This is a genomic window from Mesorhizobium sp. M9A.F.Ca.ET.002.03.1.2, from assembly GCF_003952365.1.
Classification (GTDB): domain Bacteria; phylum Pseudomonadota; class Alphaproteobacteria; order Rhizobiales; family Rhizobiaceae; genus Mesorhizobium.
Genome location: NZ_CP034443.1, coordinates 325,353 through 344,461 on the forward strand (window position 1 = coordinate 325,353; position 19,109 = coordinate 344,461).

Annotated in this window: 17 protein-coding genes and 7 pseudogenes; 13 read left to right on the forward strand and 11 right to left on the reverse strand. The window is 59.6% G+C overall.

The features are described 5' to 3' along the window. Nucleotides 1-3 precede the first annotated feature (3 nt). The 5 genes from EJ066_RS01665 to EJ066_RS01685 all read right to left on the reverse strand — a co-directional run bounded on the left by EJ066_RS01665 (nucleotide 4) and on the right by EJ066_RS01685 (nucleotide 3,868). The gene (locus tag EJ066_RS01665; RefSeq protein WP_126034514.1) at nucleotides 4-846 is read right to left on the reverse strand and encodes a transporter substrate-binding domain-containing protein; all 843 of its coding nucleotides are present in this window, start codon (nucleotides 844-846) and stop codon (nucleotides 4-6) included. Between the two features lie 53 nt (nucleotides 847-899). Then, on the reverse strand, nucleotides 900-1,550 hold the full coding sequence (locus tag EJ066_RS01670) for an amino acid ABC transporter permease (RefSeq protein WP_126034515.1): 651 nt from the start codon (nucleotides 1,548-1,550) through the stop codon (nucleotides 900-902). 10 nt (nucleotides 1,551-1,560) lie between these two features. Continuing rightward, complete coding sequence (locus EJ066_RS01675; RefSeq protein WP_126034516.1) at nucleotides 1,561-2,229, reverse strand: amino acid ABC transporter permease; 669 nt, start codon at nucleotides 2,227-2,229, stop codon at nucleotides 1,561-1,563. 65 nt (nucleotides 2,230-2,294) lie between these two features. Then, entirely contained in the window at nucleotides 2,295-3,131 is an 837-nt protein-coding gene (locus EJ066_RS01680; RefSeq protein ID WP_126034517.1) for a TIM barrel protein, read from the reverse strand. Nucleotides 3,132-3,157: 26 nt separating this feature from the next. Further along, the gene (locus tag EJ066_RS01685) at nucleotides 3,158-3,868 is read right to left on the reverse strand and encodes a GntR family transcriptional regulator (protein ID WP_126043712.1); all 711 of its coding nucleotides are present in this window, start codon (nucleotides 3,866-3,868) and stop codon (nucleotides 3,158-3,160) included. Between the two features lie 295 nt (nucleotides 3,869-4,163). Here EJ066_RS01685 and EJ066_RS01690 point away from each other — a divergent pair, with 295 nt between their 5' ends. The 5 genes and pseudogenes from EJ066_RS01690 to EJ066_RS01710 all read left to right on the forward strand — a co-directional run. Further along, on the forward strand, nucleotides 4,164-5,057 hold the full coding sequence (locus EJ066_RS01690; RefSeq protein WP_126034518.1) for a dioxygenase: 894 nt from the start codon (nucleotides 4,164-4,166) through the stop codon (nucleotides 5,055-5,057). A gap of 57 nt (nucleotides 5,058-5,114) precedes the next feature. Next, nucleotides 5,115-5,897, forward strand: a complete 783-nt coding sequence (hpaH, locus tag EJ066_RS01695; protein ID WP_126034519.1) for a 2-oxo-hept-4-ene-1,7-dioate hydratase — start codon at nucleotides 5,115-5,117, stop codon at nucleotides 5,895-5,897. Then, nucleotides 5,894-6,655 carry a 4-hydroxy-2-oxoheptanedioate aldolase gene (gene hpaI, locus EJ066_RS01700; RefSeq protein ID WP_126034520.1) on the forward strand — a complete coding sequence of 254 codons (762 nt, stop codon included), beginning with the start codon at nucleotides 5,894-5,896 and terminating at the stop codon, nucleotides 6,653-6,655. The genes hpaH and hpaI overlap by 4 nt, the downstream gene beginning before the upstream one ends. Next, complete coding sequence (locus tag EJ066_RS01705; protein ID WP_126034521.1) at nucleotides 6,652-7,431, forward strand: transporter substrate-binding domain-containing protein; 780 nt, start codon at nucleotides 6,652-6,654, stop codon at nucleotides 7,429-7,431. Before hpaI ends, EJ066_RS01705 begins: the two co-directional genes overlap by 4 nt. 758 nt (nucleotides 7,432-8,189) lie before the next feature. After that, nucleotides 8,190-8,603, forward strand: a pseudogene (locus tag EJ066_RS01710) (adenylate/guanylate cyclase domain-containing protein); the annotation flags it as partial. Nucleotides 8,604-8,703: 100 nt separating this feature from the next. Here the strand turns inward: EJ066_RS01710 and EJ066_RS31245 are convergent. Together EJ066_RS31245 and EJ066_RS01715 are read right to left on the reverse strand one after the other, a co-directional pair. Further along, complete coding sequence (locus tag EJ066_RS31245) at nucleotides 8,704-8,859, reverse strand: hypothetical protein (RefSeq protein ID WP_189644415.1); 156 nt, start codon at nucleotides 8,857-8,859, stop codon at nucleotides 8,704-8,706. A 24-nt stretch (nucleotides 8,860-8,883) separates the two neighbouring features. After that, nucleotides 8,884-9,090 carry a hypothetical protein gene (locus EJ066_RS01715; protein ID WP_126034523.1) on the reverse strand — a complete coding sequence of 69 codons (207 nt, stop codon included), beginning with the start codon at nucleotides 9,088-9,090 and terminating at the stop codon, nucleotides 8,884-8,886. Nucleotides 9,091-9,209: 119 nt separating this feature from the next. Here EJ066_RS01715 and EJ066_RS01720 point away from each other — a divergent pair, with 119 nt between their 5' ends. Then, nucleotides 9,210-11,126, forward strand: coding sequence for a BTAD domain-containing putative transcriptional regulator (locus EJ066_RS01720; protein ID WP_126034524.1), 1,917 nt, complete (start codon nucleotides 9,210-9,212; stop codon nucleotides 11,124-11,126). A gap of 368 nt (nucleotides 11,127-11,494) precedes the next feature. Here the strand turns inward: EJ066_RS01720 and EJ066_RS01725 are convergent, their stop codons facing one another. Then, nucleotides 11,495-11,941 (reverse strand): hypothetical protein, encoded by a 447-nt coding sequence (locus EJ066_RS01725; protein WP_126034525.1) that lies wholly within the window; start codon nucleotides 11,939-11,941, stop codon nucleotides 11,495-11,497. Between the two features lie 493 nt (nucleotides 11,942-12,434). On the opposite strand from EJ066_RS01725, the pseudogene EJ066_RS01730 reads away from it, so the two are divergent. Further along, nucleotides 12,435-13,474, forward strand: a pseudogene (locus tag EJ066_RS01730) (flavodoxin family protein). A 96-nt stretch (nucleotides 13,475-13,570) separates the two neighbouring features. Here EJ066_RS01730 and EJ066_RS01735 read toward each other — a convergent pair. Together EJ066_RS01735 and EJ066_RS31710 are read right to left on the reverse strand one after the other, a co-directional pair. Further along, nucleotides 13,571-14,485 (reverse strand): hypothetical protein, encoded by a 915-nt coding sequence (locus EJ066_RS01735; protein ID WP_126034526.1) that lies wholly within the window; start codon nucleotides 14,483-14,485, stop codon nucleotides 13,571-13,573. Between the two features lie 445 nt (nucleotides 14,486-14,930). Further along, nucleotides 14,931-15,148: pseudogene (locus EJ066_RS31710) on the reverse strand (hypothetical protein); the annotation flags it as partial. A 464-nt stretch (nucleotides 15,149-15,612) separates the two neighbouring features. Here EJ066_RS31710 and EJ066_RS01745 point away from each other — a divergent pair. From EJ066_RS01745 to EJ066_RS01760, 4 genes and pseudogenes are all read left to right on the forward strand, one after another. Continuing rightward, nucleotides 15,613-15,777 carry a DUF3309 family protein gene (locus tag EJ066_RS01745; protein ID WP_126034527.1) on the forward strand — a complete coding sequence of 55 codons (165 nt, stop codon included), beginning with the start codon at nucleotides 15,613-15,615 and terminating at the stop codon, nucleotides 15,775-15,777. Between the two features lie 96 nt (nucleotides 15,778-15,873). Further along, the gene (locus EJ066_RS01750; protein ID WP_126034528.1) at nucleotides 15,874-17,085 is read left to right on the forward strand and encodes an FAD-binding oxidoreductase; all 1,212 of its coding nucleotides are present in this window, start codon (nucleotides 15,874-15,876) and stop codon (nucleotides 17,083-17,085) included. A gap of 215 nt (nucleotides 17,086-17,300) precedes the next feature. Then, nucleotides 17,301-17,438 (forward strand): annotated as a pseudogene (locus tag EJ066_RS01755) (divalent metal cation transporter); the annotation flags it as partial. A 101-nt stretch (nucleotides 17,439-17,539) separates the two neighbouring features. Continuing rightward, nucleotides 17,540-17,956: pseudogene (locus EJ066_RS01760) on the forward strand (divalent metal cation transporter); the annotation flags it as partial. A 292-nt stretch (nucleotides 17,957-18,248) separates the two neighbouring features. On the opposite strand, the pseudogene EJ066_RS01765 reads toward EJ066_RS01760, so the two are convergent. After that, a pseudogene (locus EJ066_RS01765) lies at nucleotides 18,249-18,446 on the reverse strand (cysteine hydrolase family protein); the annotation flags it as partial. Here EJ066_RS01765 and EJ066_RS01770 point away from each other — a divergent pair. Both EJ066_RS01770 and EJ066_RS01775 read left to right on the forward strand, forming a co-directional pair. After that, nucleotides 18,447-18,758 (forward strand): annotated as a pseudogene (locus EJ066_RS01770) (transcriptional regulator); the annotation flags it as partial. A gap of 48 nt (nucleotides 18,759-18,806) precedes the next feature. Next, nucleotides 18,807-19,016, forward strand: coding sequence for a hypothetical protein (locus EJ066_RS01775; protein WP_126034529.1), 210 nt, complete (start codon nucleotides 18,807-18,809; stop codon nucleotides 19,014-19,016). Nucleotides 19,017-19,109: the final 93 nt, after the last annotated feature.

Genomic DNA, 19,109 nt, shown 5'->3' on the forward strand with positions numbered 1-19,109 from the left:
CCGTCAGTTGACCGTGTAGGGGATGTTCGGCATCGACTCGGGAAATTCGGGAAGCGGAAGCGCCATCCACTTCTTGTACACGTCCGCGTGTTCGCCACTCGCCTTGATCTTGTCGAGGAAGGCATTGACGGCTTCATTCCAGTCGCGTTCACCCAGTCGCGTGCCAACGCCGTTGTAGGAGGTCAGCAGAGGAAACTTCATTTCAAAAGTATCCGGCTTGGCATCGTTGAGGCGTTGCGGATAGAATTGGTTTCCGCCGACGGCCTGGACCTGACCCGACAGTAGAGCCTGAATCGTCGCCGCGTCGTCGTCGAACCGACGGATCGTCGCAGTCGGCGGGGCCTTCTCGGTTATGGCTTTGTCCATCGTGCTGGAACGCGGCACGCCGACTTCCTTCCCAGCCAAGTCTTCCGGCCCCTTTATGGCAACCGTCTTCTCCGCGACCACTCCGACGATGTTGCCGGCATAGGGCTTGCTGTATTGAATCGATTTTGCGCGCTCCTCGGTCATCGCCATCGTCGCGAACAGGATGTCGACCTTGCCGGTCACCAGCGCCGGGATACGGTTCGCGACTGCCAAGGGGGCAAACTCAACCTCGACTCCCAATTCCTTGGCGAACAGCTTGGCGATGTCGGCGTCATAGCCGTCCTGCATGCCACTGGAATTGACGAACCCCCATGGCGCATTGTCGCCCTGGATACCGACGATGATTTTGCCTTTGGCCTTGATTTCCTCAACCGACGCAGCCTGTGCCATTGAGGCGCCGACGATGGGCACTGAGAGGAGCGCGATTGCTCCGGCAAGAATGCTGCGCCGCTTCACGCGCAGTACGAATGTGTCAAACATACTAGTCACTCCCTGGGTTGCATTTCCGGTATTCACCGGCTTTCGAAGCCCGCTTATCGAGCTGCCATCGCAAGCCGATTTTCGAGTCGGGTGCCGTAAAGAGACAGCGGCCAACAAATGACAAAGTAGATTGCGCCGACGATTCCGAAGACGATCAGCGGCCGGTACGTCTGGTTCGATATGATCTGACCCGCGCGGGCGAGTTCTATGAAGCCGACAATGGCCGCAAGCGACGTGCCCTTGATGAGCTGAACGAGAAAGCCGACGGTCGCCGGCAGAGAGATCCGAAGCGCCTGCGGAAGAACGATGTCCTTCATGCGCGACGCGTAATGCAGTCCAAGTGCATTCGCGGCTTCGCTTTGGCCCTTCGGGATTGCCTGGATCGCGCCGCGCCAAACCTCGCCGAGAAAGGCGCTCGCATGCAATGTGAACGCAATGGCGACCGCCACCCACGCCTCGACATTGAAGCCGAACAGCGCGATGCCGTAATAGACGACGAACAACTGCATCAGAAGCGGCGTGCCCTGAAAGACCGAGATATATCCCCCGGCCGCTTGCCGCAGAACCTTGATCTCCGCGGTCCGCGCCAGCGCGATCAGAAGGCCGAAGACGCCGCCGCCGATAAAGCCGATCGCCGACAAGAGCAGCGTCCATTTAAGCCCCTGAAGAAGGAAGAGCAGTTCGTTCAGGCCCAAGGGTCCCATCGTTACCTCCTCAACGCACTGGATAGCTGAAGTAATAGCGCGAGATGAATCCGAATATTCCCATCATAATCCACGAAATCACGAGATACATTAGTGTAATTGTGAAATATACTTCAAAACTCTTGAAAGTATCTGACTCGATGATCTGCGCCACCGAAGTCAATTCATAAGCAGCAATTGACGTGCAGACTGACGTCGTCAGGGTCAACATGATGAACTGGCTTGTAAGTGATGGATAAATTGCGCGCAGCGCCGGCTTGAGGACGATCAGCCGGAACACCTGAGCGCGGTGCAACCCAAGCGCCAACCCAGCCTCGATCTGGCCTTTGTGAATACTCTCTACGCCTCCGCGAATGATCTCGATGGCATAGGCGCCACCATTGATTCCGAGGGCGATGATTGCCGTCACGGTCGGGTTCAGGCGCAGCCCGAGGAGTGGCAGGGCGAAGAATATGAAGAAGATCTGCACCAGAAACGGTGTGTTGCGAACCACCTCGACGAAGGCGATGACGAGGGTGCGAAGTGGTTTGAACTGAGACTTGCGGGCCACGACGCCAAGAACGCCGATCACGATCGCCAGCGCCATCCCGGCAAGCGCCAGACCCATCGTAGCCAAGGCGCCGAGCAGCAGCTCAGGCATCTTGTCGAACACGACGCCGAAGTCCAACGCATAGCCCACTTATTTCCTCCTCCCGTACCACAGGCTCGAAGTCGCCTTCGGCCAGTGGATATTCCGCTTGCCGTTCAGCCTTCCCGTCTGGTTCGCGCTGCAACCTTCAGAATTTCCCGCGTCGCATTGAACAGCCGCCGGATATGGTCAGGCGGGCTGTCGGACGCGCCGATCGGCACCTCGACCGACAGCGCTGCGCCTGCAGGCAACTCCCGAAGAAGTTCGACCAGCGGAAGACTTCCAAAACCCGGAGCAAGCCGTCCCGTACGCGCTTCGCGGGTCATCTCCTCATGGGACCGGGGCGGCCGCGCGGCCGCATCGCACAACTGGACGCTTCTAATCAGCGCGGTCGGCACGGCTCGCAGATCGCCGGGTGCCCCGCCATTTCGCGAGAAATGCAGTGCGTCGACCAGGACGCCGCCGTTTGCCTTGCCGGCTTCCTCGACGACGGAAATGCTGTCCGAAAAGGTGGCGATGGAACGCCAGCCCATGTTCTCGAGATCGACGCTCATCTCAAATTCCGACGCCAGATCACATAAGGCGGCGAAGTTCGAGACGAGCCGTGACCGTTGCGGATCGTCTCCGCAGACACTGACCCTTTGCGCGCCGAGCACTCTGGCGGCTTCGAGAATCGGGGCAATTGCGGACGAAGTGAACTCCGGCGATATCGTCACGAACTCAATGTCGTAGACAGAAATCCCGGTGTCATCGAGCTGGTTGCGCAGGTCGCGAGATGCGGCGCTTCCAGCGGGCAATTCGTAGAAAGGTGCGCCGGGAAACGCCGGATAGAGCCGCAGACCAACCGCCGAGAAGCCGGCGCCGGCCGCCAATCCGACCAGCTCAACTGGCGGCACGCCGATCGCCGAGAAATGAGCCAGGCCGAGATGCGGCATCGCAAAAGCGGAACTCATCGAAATGCTTTCCTGAGCGCCAGCATTCACCTGATCCCGTTGTCGGCGAGATGCTTGCGCAGATTTGTTCCCGTGCGGTGGATGTGATCGCGCAACTTGGCGCAGGCGTAATCCACGTCGCGCGCAACGGTGCCCTGGGCGATTTCACTGTGCTCGACGCTGACGTTGCGGTCGCCCGAGGTCGCGCGCAGAAAAGTTCGGCGGTAGCGGTCATTGAGGTTCAGAAGGACTTTGCAAAAGCTCAGCAGCAGCGGCTTGTTGCAACCCGCAATCAGCGTCAAATGGAATTCGCGGTGCAAAGCCTCCCATTTCTCAAGCGTCTCAGGCCGCGACGCATCGCGCTCGGTACGGTTAAGTCGGTGCAGAGCACGCATGACATCACCTTCCCAATTGAAGTCGCCGACCCTCATCGCTTCGCGGAGCGCGTATGTTTCAAGCTCTTCTCGCAAGCTGGTGATCTCTTCGAGATTGGAGAGCGACACCGACGCGACGCGGTAGCCGCGATTGTCCTCGAATTCGACAAGACCGTCCGAAATCAGCCTTGCCAGCGCCTCACGCAACGGGCTGAGGCTGACATGAAACTGTTGCCTCGCTCGATCGAGATTGATCTTGCTGCCGGCTTCGAGTTGCCCAGAGACAACGGCCTCGCGAAGTCGCGAAGCGAGTTGGCTGGCAATGGTGTTCTTGCCGTCGTCTACGAACAACTCGGAAGAACGCCCAACCGAACCAGCGGCCATCTCAGCCTCTTCTCCTAGCTTCGGTACCGCGACGTCCTTCACCATTACCTCCCGCCATCGACAACCGAACACTCGGTGGATTGTCCCTAAGATAAACGATTATCTGTGTCAATCACAAGTGCTTAGAATGACCGAGTGCTCGGCACTGCATCCATGATAGGTCACAAAACTCATTATTTTCAATATGATATTCGTAATCTGCTGCCAGTTTCTCCCAGCTTTGAGGAGGTGAGAGGTAAATAGCTCTTGACAAATAATCGATGATTTTGCACAGAAAGGGTGACTAGGAGGCCCCATGGTCATCGAGAACCAGCAGGACGTGACCGAAGCCGCACTCAGGGTCATGCAGCAGACAGGTGATCGGCGTCTGCGCGAAATCATGACTTCTCTCATCACCCACCTTCATGCCTTCGTTCGCGAAGCGCGGTTGACCGAAGCCGAGTTCCGGGAAGCAGCCGGCATTCTCAACGAGATCGGCAAGCTGCAAACCGACCACCACAACGAGATGATTCTCATGGCTGGATCGCTCGGCGTCTCCACCCTGGTTTGCCTCCTCAACAACGGCGACCAAGGCCAGACGGAGACGTCCCAATCCCTGCTTGGCCCCTTCTGGCGACTGAACTCGCCGCGCGTGGAAAATGGCGGAACCATTGTCCGCTCCGACACGCCGGGCGTACCGCTGTTCGTGACCGCTCGCGTGCAGGACAGGAACCGCCAGCCCATCGTCGGCGCAGACGTCGATGTCTGGCACGCCTCTCCGGTCGGCCTTTACGAGAACCAGGATCCAGAGCAGGCCGACATGAATTTGCGCGGCAAATTCACGACGGACGCCGAGGGCCGCTTTTGGTTCAGGACCGTCAAGATGGTCGGTTATCCCATTCCGACCGATGGAGTGGTAGGGCGGCTTTTGCGTGCCCAGAACCGGCACCCTTACCGCCCCGCGCATCTCCATGCACTGATATTCAAGACAGGCTACAAGGTCCTGATTTCACAGGTCTTCGACCCGCGTGATCCGCATATCGGCGACGACGTCCAGTTCGGCGTCACCCGTGCACTGACGGGAGATTTCATTCGGCATGACGAACCGCATCCCAGCGAACCGGCCATCGACGCACCGTGGTATTCGCTCGATTACACCTATGTGATGGAGCCTGGCGAAGCTGTGCTGCCGAAGCCGCCGATCAAATAATTCAAGCCGGGCCGTCCGGCTTCCTCTGCCTTCCAATACTGCCGAAAGTACAAAGAAATGCTCACCGACGAAGAACACCGCCGCGCCGCCGAAGCACTCCTCAACGCAGAACAGGTCCGCAAACCGATCCCGCAGCTCAGCCGCACCTATCCGCATATCGAGATCAAGGATGCCTATCGCATCCAGGATCTCTGGGCGGAGGGACGCATCGCCAAGGGCGCGCGCGTCGCCGGTCACAAGATCGGGCTGACATCGCGCGCAATGCAAATGGCGTCCAAGATGACTGAGCCGGACTATGGCCGCATCCTCGATGACGCCCTCTACAATGATGGAGCGCGGATCGATGCTGCCAGGTTCATCAAGCCGCGGCTGGAAGTCGAACTCGCCTTCGTCATGGGCGAGGATCTCGAAGGTCCTGGCACGCGCATCCATGACGTCATGCGGGCGACAGAATTCGTCGTGCCTGCGCTGGAGATCATCGACTACCGCACGGAAGTGCCGCGCGCCATCACTGACACGATCGCCGACAACGCCGCCTTTGGCGCAATCGTTATCGGGGGGCGCACCATCCGGCCCATGGACGTCGACATTCGCTGGGTCGGCGCGACGCTTTCCAAGAACGGCATCATCGAAGAATCGGGTGTCTCCGCAGCTATCATGGGACATCCGGCTGCTGGGGTCGCCTGGCTGGTCAACAAACTGCATGCTGTCGGCGGCAAGCTGTCGAAGGGACAGATCGTTTTGGCAGGTTCCTTCACCCGCCCTGTCGACATCGCGGCTGGCGATGTGATCCATGCGGATTACGGCCCACTCGGCGCGATCGGCGTGTCGTTCCAATGAGCCTTCCGCAAAACCGCTTCAAGAGCGCCATCCTGGAGGGTCGGCAGCAGATCGGCCTGTGGTGCAGCCTGCCGGGAAGCTATGTGGCGGAAGCAGTCGCGGGGTCTGGCTACGACTGGCTGCTGTTCGACACCGAGCATTCTCCGGGCGATCCGCTGACGGTTCTGCCGCAGCTCCAAGCCGTCGCCCCCTACGATGTCTCGGCGGTCGTCCGTCCGGCTAGCAACGACGCGGTGCTCATCAAGCGCTTCCTCGACTTCGGTGCGCAGACGCTTCTGATCCCCTATGTGCAGTCGCGCGAGGAAGCTAAGGCCGCCGTAGCGGCGATGCGATATCCGCCGGAAGGGATTCGTGGAGTCTCCGGCCTCACACGGGCCACGCGATTTGGCCGCGTCCCCGACTACGGCCGCACCGCCCACGCGCAGCTTTGCCTCCTGGTGCAGATTGAAACCAGGGTCGCGCTCGACCGCCTGGAAGACATTGCCTCGGTCGAAGGGGTGGATGGTGTCTTCATTGGCCCGGCCGATCTCGCCGCGAGCCTGGGCTTGGTCGGCCAACCAGACCACCCGCAAGTGACCGCGGCGGTCGAGGATGCGATCGCTAGGTTGCGGGCGATCGGAAAGCCCTCCGGAATCCTGACGCCGAACGAGAGTTTCGCCCGTCGGTGCATCGAACTTGGTACGATGTTCACGGCGGTCGGCATCGACGCCGGATTGTTGGCGCGCGGCTCCGAAGCCCTCGCGACGAGGTTCCGATGAACCGCGTGGAGGCACCCGTAACGAGCGAGGCAGATGACAGGAATGGGCTCGCCGCCCTTGCGAAGTCACGTCGGCTGCGTGCGGCCATCAACATCGGCAACGCGGCGCTCGCGCAGCGGGACGAACGATCCGGCGCCCTCACCGGGGTAAGCCCCGCGATCGCCAGGGAGCTTTCCCGCCGCATCGGCTGCGAACTCGACCTGGTCATCTATCCGTCGGCAGGGAAAGTCTCGGAAGCCGCCGAGCGCGGCGAATGGGAGATCGCGTTTCTGGCCAGGGATCCGGGCCGTGCGGACAGGCTTGCATTCTCGATACCCTATGTCGCCATCGAGGGGACTTACATCGTCCGCAAGGATTCCGGTTTCCGCGGGGCCGCCGATATCGACCGTCCAGGGCAGCGCGTCTGCGTGACCCACAATGCTGCCTACGACCATATTCTCTCCCGGCAGCTAGAACACGCGGAGATCGTCAGGGCGGCGACGCCGACGGACACGCTCGCCCTGTTTCTCCAAGGGGGCCATAACGCCGCGGCGGGCATTCGCCAGCCGCTGGAGAATTACGCCCAGTCGCATCCCGAACTAAAAGTCCTTGAAGACCGTTTCGCGCTGATCGAACAGTGCATCGCGGTACCGAAGTCCGATGAAGACTCGATACCCGCGCTTGACCGGTTCCTCGCCCAGGCCATCGAAAGTGGAATGGTTCGGCAAGCGCTGGACCTGTCAGGTCAGCAGCAGGTAGCGGTTGCGACGGAAGCGTCTTTGGGCAGAACCGCCTGACGTCGTTATCTTAGCCGCTGCTCCCTCCGTTCCTAACGTCGTCGCTCTCGATCAGCACGTGACGCCTCGGCCTTCCCATTTGCGGAACGACCGCGGCGCCATGAGTGCCCACAATGTTTGACGCGGACATTTGTTATTTTGCAGGAACGCCTCATTCGGGTCATGGGCGCGAATTCGACTAGGCCCAAACAAATTTCCACAAAGGGGTCGACACCGGCCGCTCGGCCTTGATCGCTTTTAACGACCGCTCGTGACAACAAACCGAACATAGTTTCCGAACACAATTTCGTGTCAGGATAACGGTCGATTTGCAGACAATGTCGTGCAGACCGCGACCGAACTTATAGCCTCCACTGCATAAGCGCGGGCTTTTTGCCTATCAAGGAGGCCACAGTCGGAGGTCGTGGAGGGGTGGAGGTTTTGCCGTTTGAGCGGCTGCCGGGAAGGAGCAGGAAGCGCCAATTGGAGACGCTTGGTGACGACGCGTCGAACGTCTTGAGCGGGGCCGGTGGCGGACAGGCAGCTTTAGGTGATCGAAAAGCGATACCAGACATTCAAGTCGGTGGGACCGAGGTCGCCAGTTGACCCCTTGCTGACCCGTGAGCCGGGGACGCTTGCCAGAAACCGGATATTAGCCGCGAGCAGTGCTCATCACCCTTCCTGACTTTCCCCGAGGTAGGAGGAGGCCGGCCTGATAGACTCGTTCACGAAGCGTCGGTACACTGCCGAACTGCTTTCAGACGAGAGCAATCGCGCATATGACCGAGGAACGTATCCAGCGTCGACTCGCCGCCGTAATCGCGGCAGATGTGGTTGGCTACAGCCGCCTCATGGAAACGGATGAGGCCGGGACGCTGGCCGCACTCAAGTCCCGACGCAAGCAAGTGCTGCAGCCGTTGGTCGCCAGGCACGATGGCCGGATTTTTAAGGTGACTGGCGATGGCGTGATGGTGGAGTTCACTAGCGCCGTCAACGCTTTGCAATGCGCGATAGACGTGCAGCATGCGATGGCTGCCGCCAATGCCGCGCTGCCTGAAAAGCTTCATATCGTGCTGCGCATCGGCGTCAATTTAGGTGATGTGATGGTCGAGGGCAGCGATCTTTATGGCGATGGAGTCAACATCGCTTCGCGCCTGGAAACCAACGCCGAGCCGGGCGGCATCCTCATCTCAGTGCGATCATCGCTTCACGACGCACATTTTCCTTCGTTATTTAACAGGTACGCCAGTGCAATAGCAGGCTCGCGTTTCAGCCCCCAAAGCACGCAGTCATTCATGTGCGCGGGTCCTTGATTTCGAAGATCAACCAACTGTCATCCGGTGCCTGGATGGCTTCGAACCGCGTCTGGGCATCGAAATGGATCGGCTGTGCGTTAAGCTTTATTGTCAGGTCGACGAGTTGATCCGTAATCAGGCTCTCTTGGGTCATCATGGCCCCCCGGCCCAGCATCCGTCAGTATCTGCCGGGGTCATCACTGGGATGGCGGTTCCGAACCTGCGGGCCGAACCCGGTTGCCGCCCTGTAGGCCATCGACGTCGCCGAGGCATAGGCCGCCGACAGGCGACACAAGAACCGGCCAAGCCGGATCTGCGGCCATTTCGGCAGCCCGGCTGCGAGTGCCCGGCCAGTCTTTCCCAGAACCTCTGACACCACGGACATTGGAGTTTCTCCTCGGATGGTGTTTAGTCGCGACAGGTAACTTCCAATTGAGGGCGTGAGGCGGCCGTGAAAAGCGCCGTGAAAACCGCGAAAAATGCCGGAATTCAGAGCAAATCGCGATGAACCCGGCGCGTCTCGATCTCCTGGGCGGGTTTCGCCTGACGGCCGGGGACGGGCGAGCGCTGGACGTGCTGGCGAGGAAGAACCGGGCGCTGCTCGCCGTCCTGGCGATGGCGCCGAAGCAGGAGGCGACGCGCAACCGGCTGGCGGCACTTCTGTGGGGCGGTCATGGCGAGGAGCAGGCCAAAAACAGCCTGCGGCAGGCGCTGGCCGCGATCCGCAAGGATTTTGCCGATCTGGATGCTGATGCGCTGATGCTGGTCGGCGACCGTGTCGGGCTCAATCCAAAGCATGTCACCATCGATGTTGCCGAATTTATCGCGGCCTCGTCGAGCCATGACGTGGCCGACCTCCGCCAAGCGGCCGCCCTCTATGCCGGGCCGTTCCTCGAGGGTCTGGGGACGAGCGACAATGCTTTCGAGGACTGGTTGCGCGAGGCGCGCGACGATTTCACGACGCGGCCGATCCGCGTTTTCGAGGCGTTGGCGGCGGCGGTGAGCGGAGCCGAGCGCATCGCGGTCGCGGAACGGCTGGTGGCGCTCGATCCGCTGCGGGAGGCCTCGCACATCGCCTTGATGCAGGCGCATATGACCATGGGCCAGACCGCTCTTGCCATCAGGCAGTATGAGACCTGCGCACTGCTGCTGAAGCGCGAATTGAAGGTCGAGCCGGGCGATGAGCTTCGGCGCTTGCGCTGCGCCGTTAACGAGCCGCAAGCCAAGCCGTCATCCGGCGGCGCGCCGAGCCGCAGGCCGGTGATCGCGGTCCTGCCCTTCGAGAACATGGGCGACGATCCCGGCCAGGAGTATTTCAGCGACGGCATAACCGAGGACATCATCACCGAACTCGGCCGTTTCGGCGAACTTCACCTCATCGCCCGCAATTCGTCCTTCGCCTTCAAGGGAAGGGTCTTCGACACACAGACCATCGCCAAGCAGTTGTCGGCCGACTACCTGTTGGAGGGCAGCATCCGCCGGGCGGGCAACCGGGTTCGCATCTCGTCGCAACTCATCGACGCCAGGTCGGGCAACCTGATCTGGGCCGACCGGTTCGATCGGGACCTTACTGACATTTTCGAGCTTCAGGACGAGATCGCAAGGGCTGTAGCGACCATTGTAGCCGGCGCTGTCCGGACATCGGATGTGGAGAAGATACGCCGCGTTCCGATTGCCCAGCTCGATGCCGATCAGCTTTACCTGCGGGCGCGTGCTCTCGCCATACGCTATGACACGACCCGAGATGCGGAGCCCTATCTGGTCCGGGCGATCGAACTCGATCCGAACGTCGCGTCGGTCCATGCGATGATGGCGATTACGCTTACGGCCAAATGGCTGCTTGAGGGCACAGCGGACCATAGGGAGTTACTGGAGACCGCTCTCGTGCATGGCCGCCGCGCCATCAAGCTGGGGCCGCGGGACGTGTGGAGCCACATGGCGGTGTCGCATCCGCTGATCTTTCTTGGACAACCCGAGGAAGCGTTAAGCCATCTCGACCAAGCAATGGGCATCAATCCGAATGAAGGCCGGGCGAGAGCGTTTCGCGGAATGTGCCGCAGCTATCTGGGACGGCATGAAGAAGGATTGGCCGACCTCGACATCTGTATTGCCCACGATCCGCTCAGCCACGACTGGTTCTGGGATGTCCGAGGGCAAATCTTGCTCGCCCTTGAGCGATATTCCGAGGCGATAGAGTCCTACCGCAATCTCAATTCCTACTCGTTTTGGGCACATGCATTTCTCGCCGTCTGCCATTGGCGGCAAGGGGATCGAGCGCTCGCCACCGCGGCCGTGAGGCAGTGCATGGCGGCCAGACCCGACGCGACTGTCAGCGCGATTTTGATTGACCCCTATCGCAATCCGAAAATCCTTGACAATCTTCGACGCGACCTGCTCGCGCTCGGCATCCCCGACGGGTGATGGAAGGGCAGAGACCGTGCATGATGATCTTCTTGAAGTAGAGGGGATGTCGACGATTTGAGCGTTTTTCGGCGGAGGCAATTTACGTTGACAAAAAGGGCAAGGTCGCTGACAGCAAGAAATTCTCACCCTCTTTAATTTCAAATACTTAGCTTGCCGCAAAAGGCAAAATAGCGTGGCAATCGACATACAGATATCGATTGCCACGCTATCTTGCCTTTTTGGTCACTATCGTACCTTTGAGACAGCGTTGCTGACCTATTTTGCGAGATTTGGTGCCTGGCTCACCCGTCTGGGCATAATGGGGTCGTTTGCGGGAGGGGGCGGAATCCTACGCTAAGCGATAGCAGCCGAAGCTTTGCCGGCCATCAATGCGCGGGTTTCAATGCTCGACTGAATGCTTCAGTGGCCATGGCGATTAGCCGTTTATGGATCTCGAGGCGGAACTGTCCGCCTCCGTCGGAGCAGATGGGATCGCCAATCTGTTCGGAATCGGTGATCTCGGTCGCGCCGGGTTTGCATTCGCCAAACATGCTGTAATGGCTTGCATCCTCAATGGTGGAATACCTACCCTCCGGAATAGCCGTTGCTGTCTCGGAAGCGAGCGCTGTCCGGGGAATCTGTCCTGGCCGTCCAAGGTTCACGATCTCGACAGGAATAGAAATCTCCGAAAATGTGCTGGGCTGAAACACGTCCACCGGCGCAGGATCTATTGCCATGGCAAACTGGATACTTTTGTCTTTGTTGGCCCGACCAGCCAGCTTCATATCCATGGCGTGGAGATAGGCCATTGCTGAGGACATATACAGGACCATGGGTTTTCGGGCCCGGGAGGCGGATGTCGAGCCTCCATTTTTTGTCACTGCCGATCTTCGCTGCTCCCGAACCTGCCCTGGGTCGTGTTGTTCTTCCTTCCCGGTTCCGCAGTCATTGATCAATCGATGACGATCATTCCCAGGGTCCGGCATGCTATCGGGCAGGAGGCAGCACGCGCTTTGAGATATCTATGAATGCGCGCAATTTCGGCTGTCTTTGGGCATGCTTCGGAAAGTATAGGTACAGACCGGCCGAACGCGGAATAAATCCAGTGAGAACGCGAACCAACTGGCCAGCCGGATGACATGCTCAGTTCCTCCTCAACAGGTACTATGTGTCAGCGGAAACCTAGCGAGGAATGACTGCATAGGGTCATAACGTTGCAACGGTTAGGACGTTGCGCGCGTTCCTGGACGAAATTGTCGAAGGAATACGCAAATGCCTCGTCTCGTCGATAAGTTCGTCGGGAGGACCCCGACGCCTCGCAAAGGCATGCCTAGTGCCAAATTGAGTGAGGAGGAGTTCAAGGCGCGGTACAAACAGCAATTCGTCGACCCGGCATTCCAACCACTAACCGCTTCAATCGAGCGCATCGCATCAATCGCTTGGGAGGCCTATGCGGAATCCCGCAAGAGCCCGATCACTAGAAAAGCCGGCTCTGCGTTCACCGACCCCGACTACGATCTCTCCGTCGATTGGATTGCGGCGCACGAAGCGGTGCTACAGGCCCAGCGGCGATACGAGTCTGACGGTCCCGCCACGTCTGTTGATCATCAATGGCTCATCGCGCAGCGAGCATACTTGTCCCGGCGAAATGTCGAAGAGCTTCCGTCTCGCCGAAATCGCTCGTGAAACCATCGAAACCGAAGCGAAGCTTGCCGTCGAAATCCTTGATCTATCGCGAATACGGGAGGAACATTCATCCCTGCAACGCGTGCTTTTCGACGGCCGCCGCACTCTGCCACTGGCCTTGTTCTTGCTATCCTAACCATTCGCTCGGCCAGGTTCAGGATTGGATGAGCGAAATCTACCCAATGTGGGTTGCCGCCGATGGGATAATGATAATCACGCCGGTGAATTGGTATCAGGTTTCCTCCCACGTCAAACTCATGATGGACAGGCTTGTCTGCGCCGATGGAGGAAACCCCGACCCCTCACTGACACGAGGCAAGGACGCGACAAAGGCAAAAGAGGTGGAGCTAGCCGGGTGGGACTATCCGCGCCATTTGGCCGGCCGGCTGTTTTCTGTGATTGTGCACGGTGATGTAGACGGTGCAGAGAATGTGCGGCGGTCCATTGCTGACTGGCTACGCTTTATGAAGTTGTCGCCGGCAGGGCCTAATGCGGAACTCGACCGCTATATCGGTTACTGGAAGCCGTATGCCACGAGTCATGAGGAACTCGACGCCAACGAAGCAATTCAGGAGGAGGCTCGCAACGTTGCCCGTTCGCTCGCCGAAGCCGTCTTGGAACGTCGTGCTGGCCGCTACCGGCAGATCGGCATCGGCTTGCATGACCCACGGCAAAAATAGATGACGATCAGCGCAAGGGGGTAGATGCCTTTGGTTCGCGCCCATCGGCAAAAGGCCCGTGCCTCTCGGAGACGCGGGCCGATCAGGCCGGGCTAGTTATCGGTTCGAAAGATAGAGTGCTTCTTCATCGTCGCGCTGTCGGCCGCCAAGCGCTGCTGCGGTGCTTGCGATGAAGGCACCGACGATCAGCGACAGTGCGCCAAGAAGTGCGAACGTCGCGCTGGCTTTCCTAGCTGTGTCGGCGGCCTGCTGGGCCTTGACCTTTTCGTCCTTTACCTTGGCGATCATCCCATCGACACGCGCCTTCGCATCAGCTTCCGAGAGCCCGGTCCGCGCGGCCACAAGTTTCGTCAAATAGGCATTATCGTCTGCCGAGACCTCGCTTGCAGCCGCACTGGCGACCAGGATGCGCGAGGCCTGCGCGGCCACTGCGACGTCGTTTTGCGGATTGGCAGCCGCAAGCTTGCTGGGGTCGGCCGGCCGAAAAAGCAAATCCACGAAGTAGGATGTCGTGTTGTCGACCGCTCCGCTGGCATTGGCGGAGGCGCCGGCCGAAGCACCCATCGCGGCACCCGAGGCGACGGTCGAAGCGGCTTGAACGCCTGAGCCCAATACCGCAGAAAGTACCGAGCCCAACACACCGGCGACAAGCAGCGTGGCCAGCGCCCAAGCCAGGAAGCCGTGGGCGGTGTCGCGGAAAAAAACTTCATCTGTGTGGATACCCACCCATTTGGTGCGAAGCCGGCCGGCAAGATAGCCGCCAACCCCCGACGACAGCCACTGCACGACCACCAGCCACACGGCAGTGGACGCCGCGAACGTGGTGACCGAGACACCCGCGCCTGACCATGGCGATACCATCGTGAGGCCGAGTCCCGAGCCGAGCAGCATCAGGATGAAAGTGAGGGTCGACGCGGCGAAGGCGCCGGCGATTATCGGACCCCAACTCACAGCAGGGGCCGAGGGTTCCGTCGACGCGGAAACATCGGCGGCCAAGAGGGTTGACTGCATCATAGCCTCCTACCGCGCGAAAAGCATGATGAGAATGATTATCGGAATGGGAACACCGAGCAGCCAGAGCAAGATACCGCGACCCATGGAAACCTCCCGTGCGTTATCAACGACGATCTAATAATGTCGTTGGGGGAGTTCTGTTCCGTAGACTTGTCGATCGACGATGCATGCCAGCCAGGTGTAATTTCGACATGATCGTTCTGGGCCATCATCGGGGCAATCTGTTGGGGTGACTATCCGGGAACCTAGGGGCAAGTGCACGCCCCTGCCTTGAGTTTCCGCTCACTCGTGGATGATCCTCCATGATCGCGGCAAAGCGGGAGAACTGCATCTAGGACCCCGGGGCAACCACCCGGAAATTTTGCTCTCCCGGCCTCCCGTCACAAGCTCTATTCTATAGTGGTCAATCGACTAACAGAGTTGTTGTCACTGGTCTGCGACCTCAATGCACTATTTTCTCTCTCAGCCAAGTAAGAAGTCTATTCCGCCAATTGTCCGACGGACTCTGGCGGCGGCCCATAGCACCTACATGGCAACTGCAGACGATGTTTGCAATTGCCAGTCAGTCAGTTCAAAGAAGCGCTTTGCCTCCCCATAAGTATCGTCTTTAAGGCCCAGCGCGCGAAGTACCGGGTCCTCGAACGCATCGGTGATTGGCGATCACCAGGACCGCTAGTCTGGCTTCCGTCCGCAAACGCGGGTATTTTGAAGCGTTTGAAGCACTTAATCGCCTTTGTGAAGCAGGAGCCAGAGCCCGGATTTGTCGACAGGCACGGTCAGGCACACGCCACTGCCACCGCGGGGCGGCTTGCCGGCGGGCGGCCCGCTAGATCTTCCTCTTCGAGTACTTTTGACCACCCCTCGCAGCTTCGGGTTGTGTCAAGCATTCCTGCCAAGTCCACTGACTCCCTCCGGTTGGACAAGAGGTGAAGACGCCCTTCGTCCGCTGGCTCCTGGCCGGCGGGGCTTTTTTTCCTGAGCAAGCCGGCTTTTTCGCAAGATGAATCTGTACGGCACGCGCCTTGGCGGAACAGGAAAGCCTTTTGCGAGTTCATATCCATCGACACGCGCATCGACGCGCTATTGCAACTATCGCGGCGGTGCAAACACGGAGAGCGGAGACCATGGGCCTTGGAACCATTCTCATCATCATTCTCATCCTTGCCTTGCTTGGCGGTTTCAGCGGCCTAGGTGGTGGGCCGTTCTATGGCACCGGCTATTATGGCGGCGGCGGCCTCGGCCTTGTGCTGGTCATCGTTATTATTCTTGTCCTTCTCGGGCGACTCTAGCGCCTCCCGCACGAATAAGCGGCCCGCCTCTCTCTGAGCGGCGGGCTTATTCGTCGGGGTGAGAAACCGCACCGATGGCGGTTTTCGGAGTTTTCAATGCCTCGCAAACTCGACCTTCGCTACGGACGGCCTGTGTGGTTTTCCTATCCTTCGCCTTCTGTGCCGGTCGGAAAGCTGACGCGCGATGTAAAGACGGACGTGCTGATCGTCGGCATGGGCATCAGCGGCGCTATGGTAGCCGAGGCTCTGACGCGTAATGGCCATTCGGTGATCTGCATCGACCGACGAGGTCCCCTGAGGGGCTCGACCGCGGCGACTACCGCGTTGGTCCTGTTCGAGATCGATCAGCCGTTGACATTACTTTCGGCCATGATCGGACGGGCTGCGGCCGAGCAGGCTTGGCGGCGCGCGCGCCTCGCCGTCCTCAACCTTTGCGGACGGATTGCCGAACTGGATATCCACTGTAACCAAGCCAGCGCTCAGTCGCTCTATCTGGCCGGCAACGCGCTCGGGCCTTCGGAACTGCACGATGAGGTCGAAGCTCGCAGGCGGGCCGGCATCAGTGCAACGTACCTGTCACGGCGGCAGCTGATTGAAAAGTTCAGCATCGAGCGTGCCGCTGCAATCCTAAGCCACGACAACATCGCGCTCGACCCGCGCAGGCTCACCGCCGGACTGCTGCTGAAGGCGTTGGCGCGTAAGGCGCGCTGTTACGCGCCAGTCGAGGCAACGGCGATCGAGGACAACAACGAAGCGATCGTTGCCAGTACGAGTCGCGGACCGACCATCGCGGCAAGGCATCTGGTGCTGGCAACTGGATACGAGCTGGCCGACATCGTGCCGGCAGCGGCCCACCGGATCGCCTCGACTTGGGCGATCGCCACAAGCCGGCAGCCGCACAAACTCTGGCCGGGCGCCGCTCTCATCTGGGAAGCATCGGAGCCCTATCTCTACATACGGACAACAGTGGACGGCCGCGTCATCTGCGGCGGCGAGGATGAGGATTTTACCGACGAGATACGTCGCGATGCGCTGACTGCTGACAAGTCGGCGCGGATTTCCGAAAAACTGGGCCGCTTGTTCCCCAAACTCAATACCCTGCCCGAATTTGCTTGGGCCGGCTCCTTCGGCACTACGACCACCGGTCTGCCCTATATAGGAGCGCTACCCCGGCATCCGCGCATTCATGCCGTGATGGGCTATGGCGGTAATGGCATAACATTCTCGCAGATCGCGTCGGAGATTGTCTCTGCCTCGATTGCTGGCCGCGACGATACTGATGCCAGGCTGTTTGCATTCAAGCGTTGAGCTGTTTTTCGTCGGCTGCCGTCCGGCCAGCGCCGCCTGGCAACAGTTGAGCTGGGAAAGGCGCTGCGGATTTTTGCCTGCCGGTTGGAACATTCGGTTTCGCTGAATGTTCGAACTGGGCAGTCGACCGGGGATCGAGAACCAGATGGCGTGTCTCAGGCGCGCCTTTTGAGTCCGCGGGGAGGAAAGCCTTGAACGCAGACGTTTCCGGTCAGATGCGGGATCCACCGAAATCGCGGCTGCTGAGCGTGCTTGGGCCGGGCCTGATAACCGGGGCTTCCGATGATGACCCTAGCGGTATCGCGACCTATTCGCAGGCAGGCGCGCAGGCCGGCTACGGTCTGGCCTGGACCAGATTTGAGAACGCCATCCCGAGATAAGTATCTAGACGAATGCGCTTTATGGCGCGAGGGGACTGCTGTGGGGCCTTTTTCAGGGGCTTGCGTCGTGTACTGCCGGCCAGTTCGCCTTTGCGATTTTTGCCCTCGGCGTCATTGGAACAGGGCTCTTAGCGATCCCCGTTCTCGCCGGCTCTGCTGGCTATGCTCTCGGCGAAGCGCGCAAATGGCCGATCGGACTGGCGCGCAAGCCGCTCGAAGCAAAAGCCTTCTATGCGACGATTGCTCTGGCAACCCTCATTGGTGGGTGTCTCAACTTCACGCCAATCAATCCGATAAGAGCCCTTTACTGGAGCGCTGTGATGAATGGCGTGGTCGCGGTGCCAGTGATGACCGTGATGATGCTGATGACGGCGCGACGCGATGTGATGGGCCGTGCCGTTATACCTGTGGGTATGCGTTGGGTGGGCTGGGCGGCGACATGCATCATGGCGCTTGCAGCGGCGGTTATGATTTTTCATCTTTTCCGCTAGTTCCCATTGCCAAAAAGGGCGTCCCTGTCGCGATAAAGCGAGAGGCAATGTCCGGCGAATGAAAATCCCTACAGCACGACTTTTCAACCGACCGTGAAGGCAACCAACCTGGTTGGATGCATTGGCCTGCACGAACCATGCAGGAGTTTCCGATGCCGTTTACCGCCTTCACTCGCAACTGCAGCCTCAAGACGTCGAACGACAGAGAGAATCGTCACCGACCTAACCGAGGTTCGTTCTCGACCATACCGGCACTCGAACTCAGCTTTCAATTGCCAGCCGACGACCATTCCTACGTCCAACATGAAAGGATCGACTCCATTTCGACGGTTTCGACCTGTTGGGCGAATCGTTGATGATAAACCGTTAGCAGGGCGTCGTGGGTTGTGTCCGAAGAACTGCACAATGCATCGGTGACAAGAACGACGCGATAGCCGTGATCGATAGCGCTCAGCACCGTGGCTAACACGCACACATCCGTCTCGCCGCCCTCGCGCCTTTGCTTGGCCTATCAATGCCTGTCTACGGGCGATACGAACGTGCTTTCTCCAAAATGCATGTCACTCGTATGATCCATCTCTGTGAAATCCTCGGCTTCATGCCGATCGAATTGCTTTTTGAGGCTGCTCCTCATCTTTGGGGCCGGACGCCGGAGGAAGCCGAGGATCGTCTTGAACTGGCAAAACTTATGGTGGACTTGCCCCACGACACCACGCGCGATCTCCTCGCCCTGGTTAAGCGCATGGTCGCACAGCAGAAGGCGGCTGACGCCGCCACAGCCTCATCGCAGGCGAAGGAGTAAGGCCCCTAAACGGCCTTTCGGCCTTGCCGATCGGCGCCGATTCACTGCTTGACCGACAGAAAAAGAACGGCTTCGCCGCTTCCTTTCAAAACGCTCCACGGGAGCGAAGAGATCGAGGTCTGGATCATCCCGGTCATCGTCGGGAAGGGGCAGCGCCTCTACGACGCAATCGACCCTGCAAGCCTCAAGCTCAGGCTCGAGGCGCAGAAGGTGTTCGGCAACGGCTCCGTCCTGCTGACCTACGTTCCGGAGCGATGAGGACCAGTTAGCGCGGGCCGGGGGCTCTCGAAGCGCCGGACCCGCGCAATACCGCCCCAAACCGGTCATCATAAATACAGAGACCCGTTCGCA

Excerpts from the sequence above, each read along its gene's own strand:
- hpaH (WP_126034519.1), top strand. The coding sequence starts at position 5,115 with ATGCTCACCGACGAAGAACACCGCCGCGCCGCCGAAGCACTCCTCAAC.
- EJ066_RS01690 (WP_126034518.1), top strand. The coding sequence starts at position 4,164 with ATGGTCATCGAGAACCAGCAGGACGTGACCGAAGCCGCACTCAGGGTC.
- EJ066_RS01735 (WP_126034526.1), bottom strand. The coding sequence starts at position 14,485 with ATGCAGTCAACCCTCTTGGCCGCCGATGTTTCCGCGTCGACGGAACCC.
- EJ066_RS01745 (WP_126034527.1), top strand. The coding sequence starts at position 15,613 with ATGGGCCTTGGAACCATTCTCATCATCATTCTCATCCTTGCCTTGCTT.
- EJ066_RS01705 (WP_126034521.1), top strand. The coding sequence starts at position 6,652 with ATGAACCGCGTGGAGGCACCCGTAACGAGCGAGGCAGATGACAGGAAT.
- EJ066_RS01670 (WP_126034515.1), bottom strand. The coding sequence starts at position 1,550 with ATGGGACCCTTGGGCCTGAACGAACTGCTCTTCCTTCTTCAGGGGCTT.
- EJ066_RS01750 (WP_126034528.1), top strand. The coding sequence starts at position 15,874 with ATGCCTCGCAAACTCGACCTTCGCTACGGACGGCCTGTGTGGTTTTCC.
- EJ066_RS01680 (WP_126034517.1), bottom strand. The coding sequence starts at position 3,131 with ATGAGTTCCGCTTTTGCGATGCCGCATCTCGGCCTGGCTCATTTCTCG.
- hpaI (WP_126034520.1), top strand. The coding sequence starts at position 5,894 with ATGAGCCTTCCGCAAAACCGCTTCAAGAGCGCCATCCTGGAGGGTCGG.
- EJ066_RS01725 (WP_126034525.1), bottom strand. The coding sequence starts at position 11,941 with ATGGTCCTGTATATGTCCTCAGCAATGGCCTATCTCCACGCCATGGAT.
- EJ066_RS01720 (WP_126034524.1), top strand. The coding sequence starts at position 9,210 with ATGAACCCGGCGCGTCTCGATCTCCTGGGCGGGTTTCGCCTGACGGCC.
- EJ066_RS01665 (WP_126034514.1), bottom strand. The coding sequence starts at position 846 with ATGTTTGACACATTCGTACTGCGCGTGAAGCGGCGCAGCATTCTTGCC.
- EJ066_RS01685 (WP_126043712.1), bottom strand. The coding sequence starts at position 3,868 with ATGGCCGCTGGTTCGGTTGGGCGTTCTTCCGAGTTGTTCGTAGACGAC.
- EJ066_RS01715 (WP_126034523.1), bottom strand. The coding sequence starts at position 9,090 with ATGTCCGTGGTGTCAGAGGTTCTGGGAAAGACTGGCCGGGCACTCGCA.
- EJ066_RS31245 (WP_189644415.1), bottom strand. The coding sequence starts at position 8,859 with ATGACCCAAGAGAGCCTGATTACGGATCAACTCGTCGACCTGACAATA.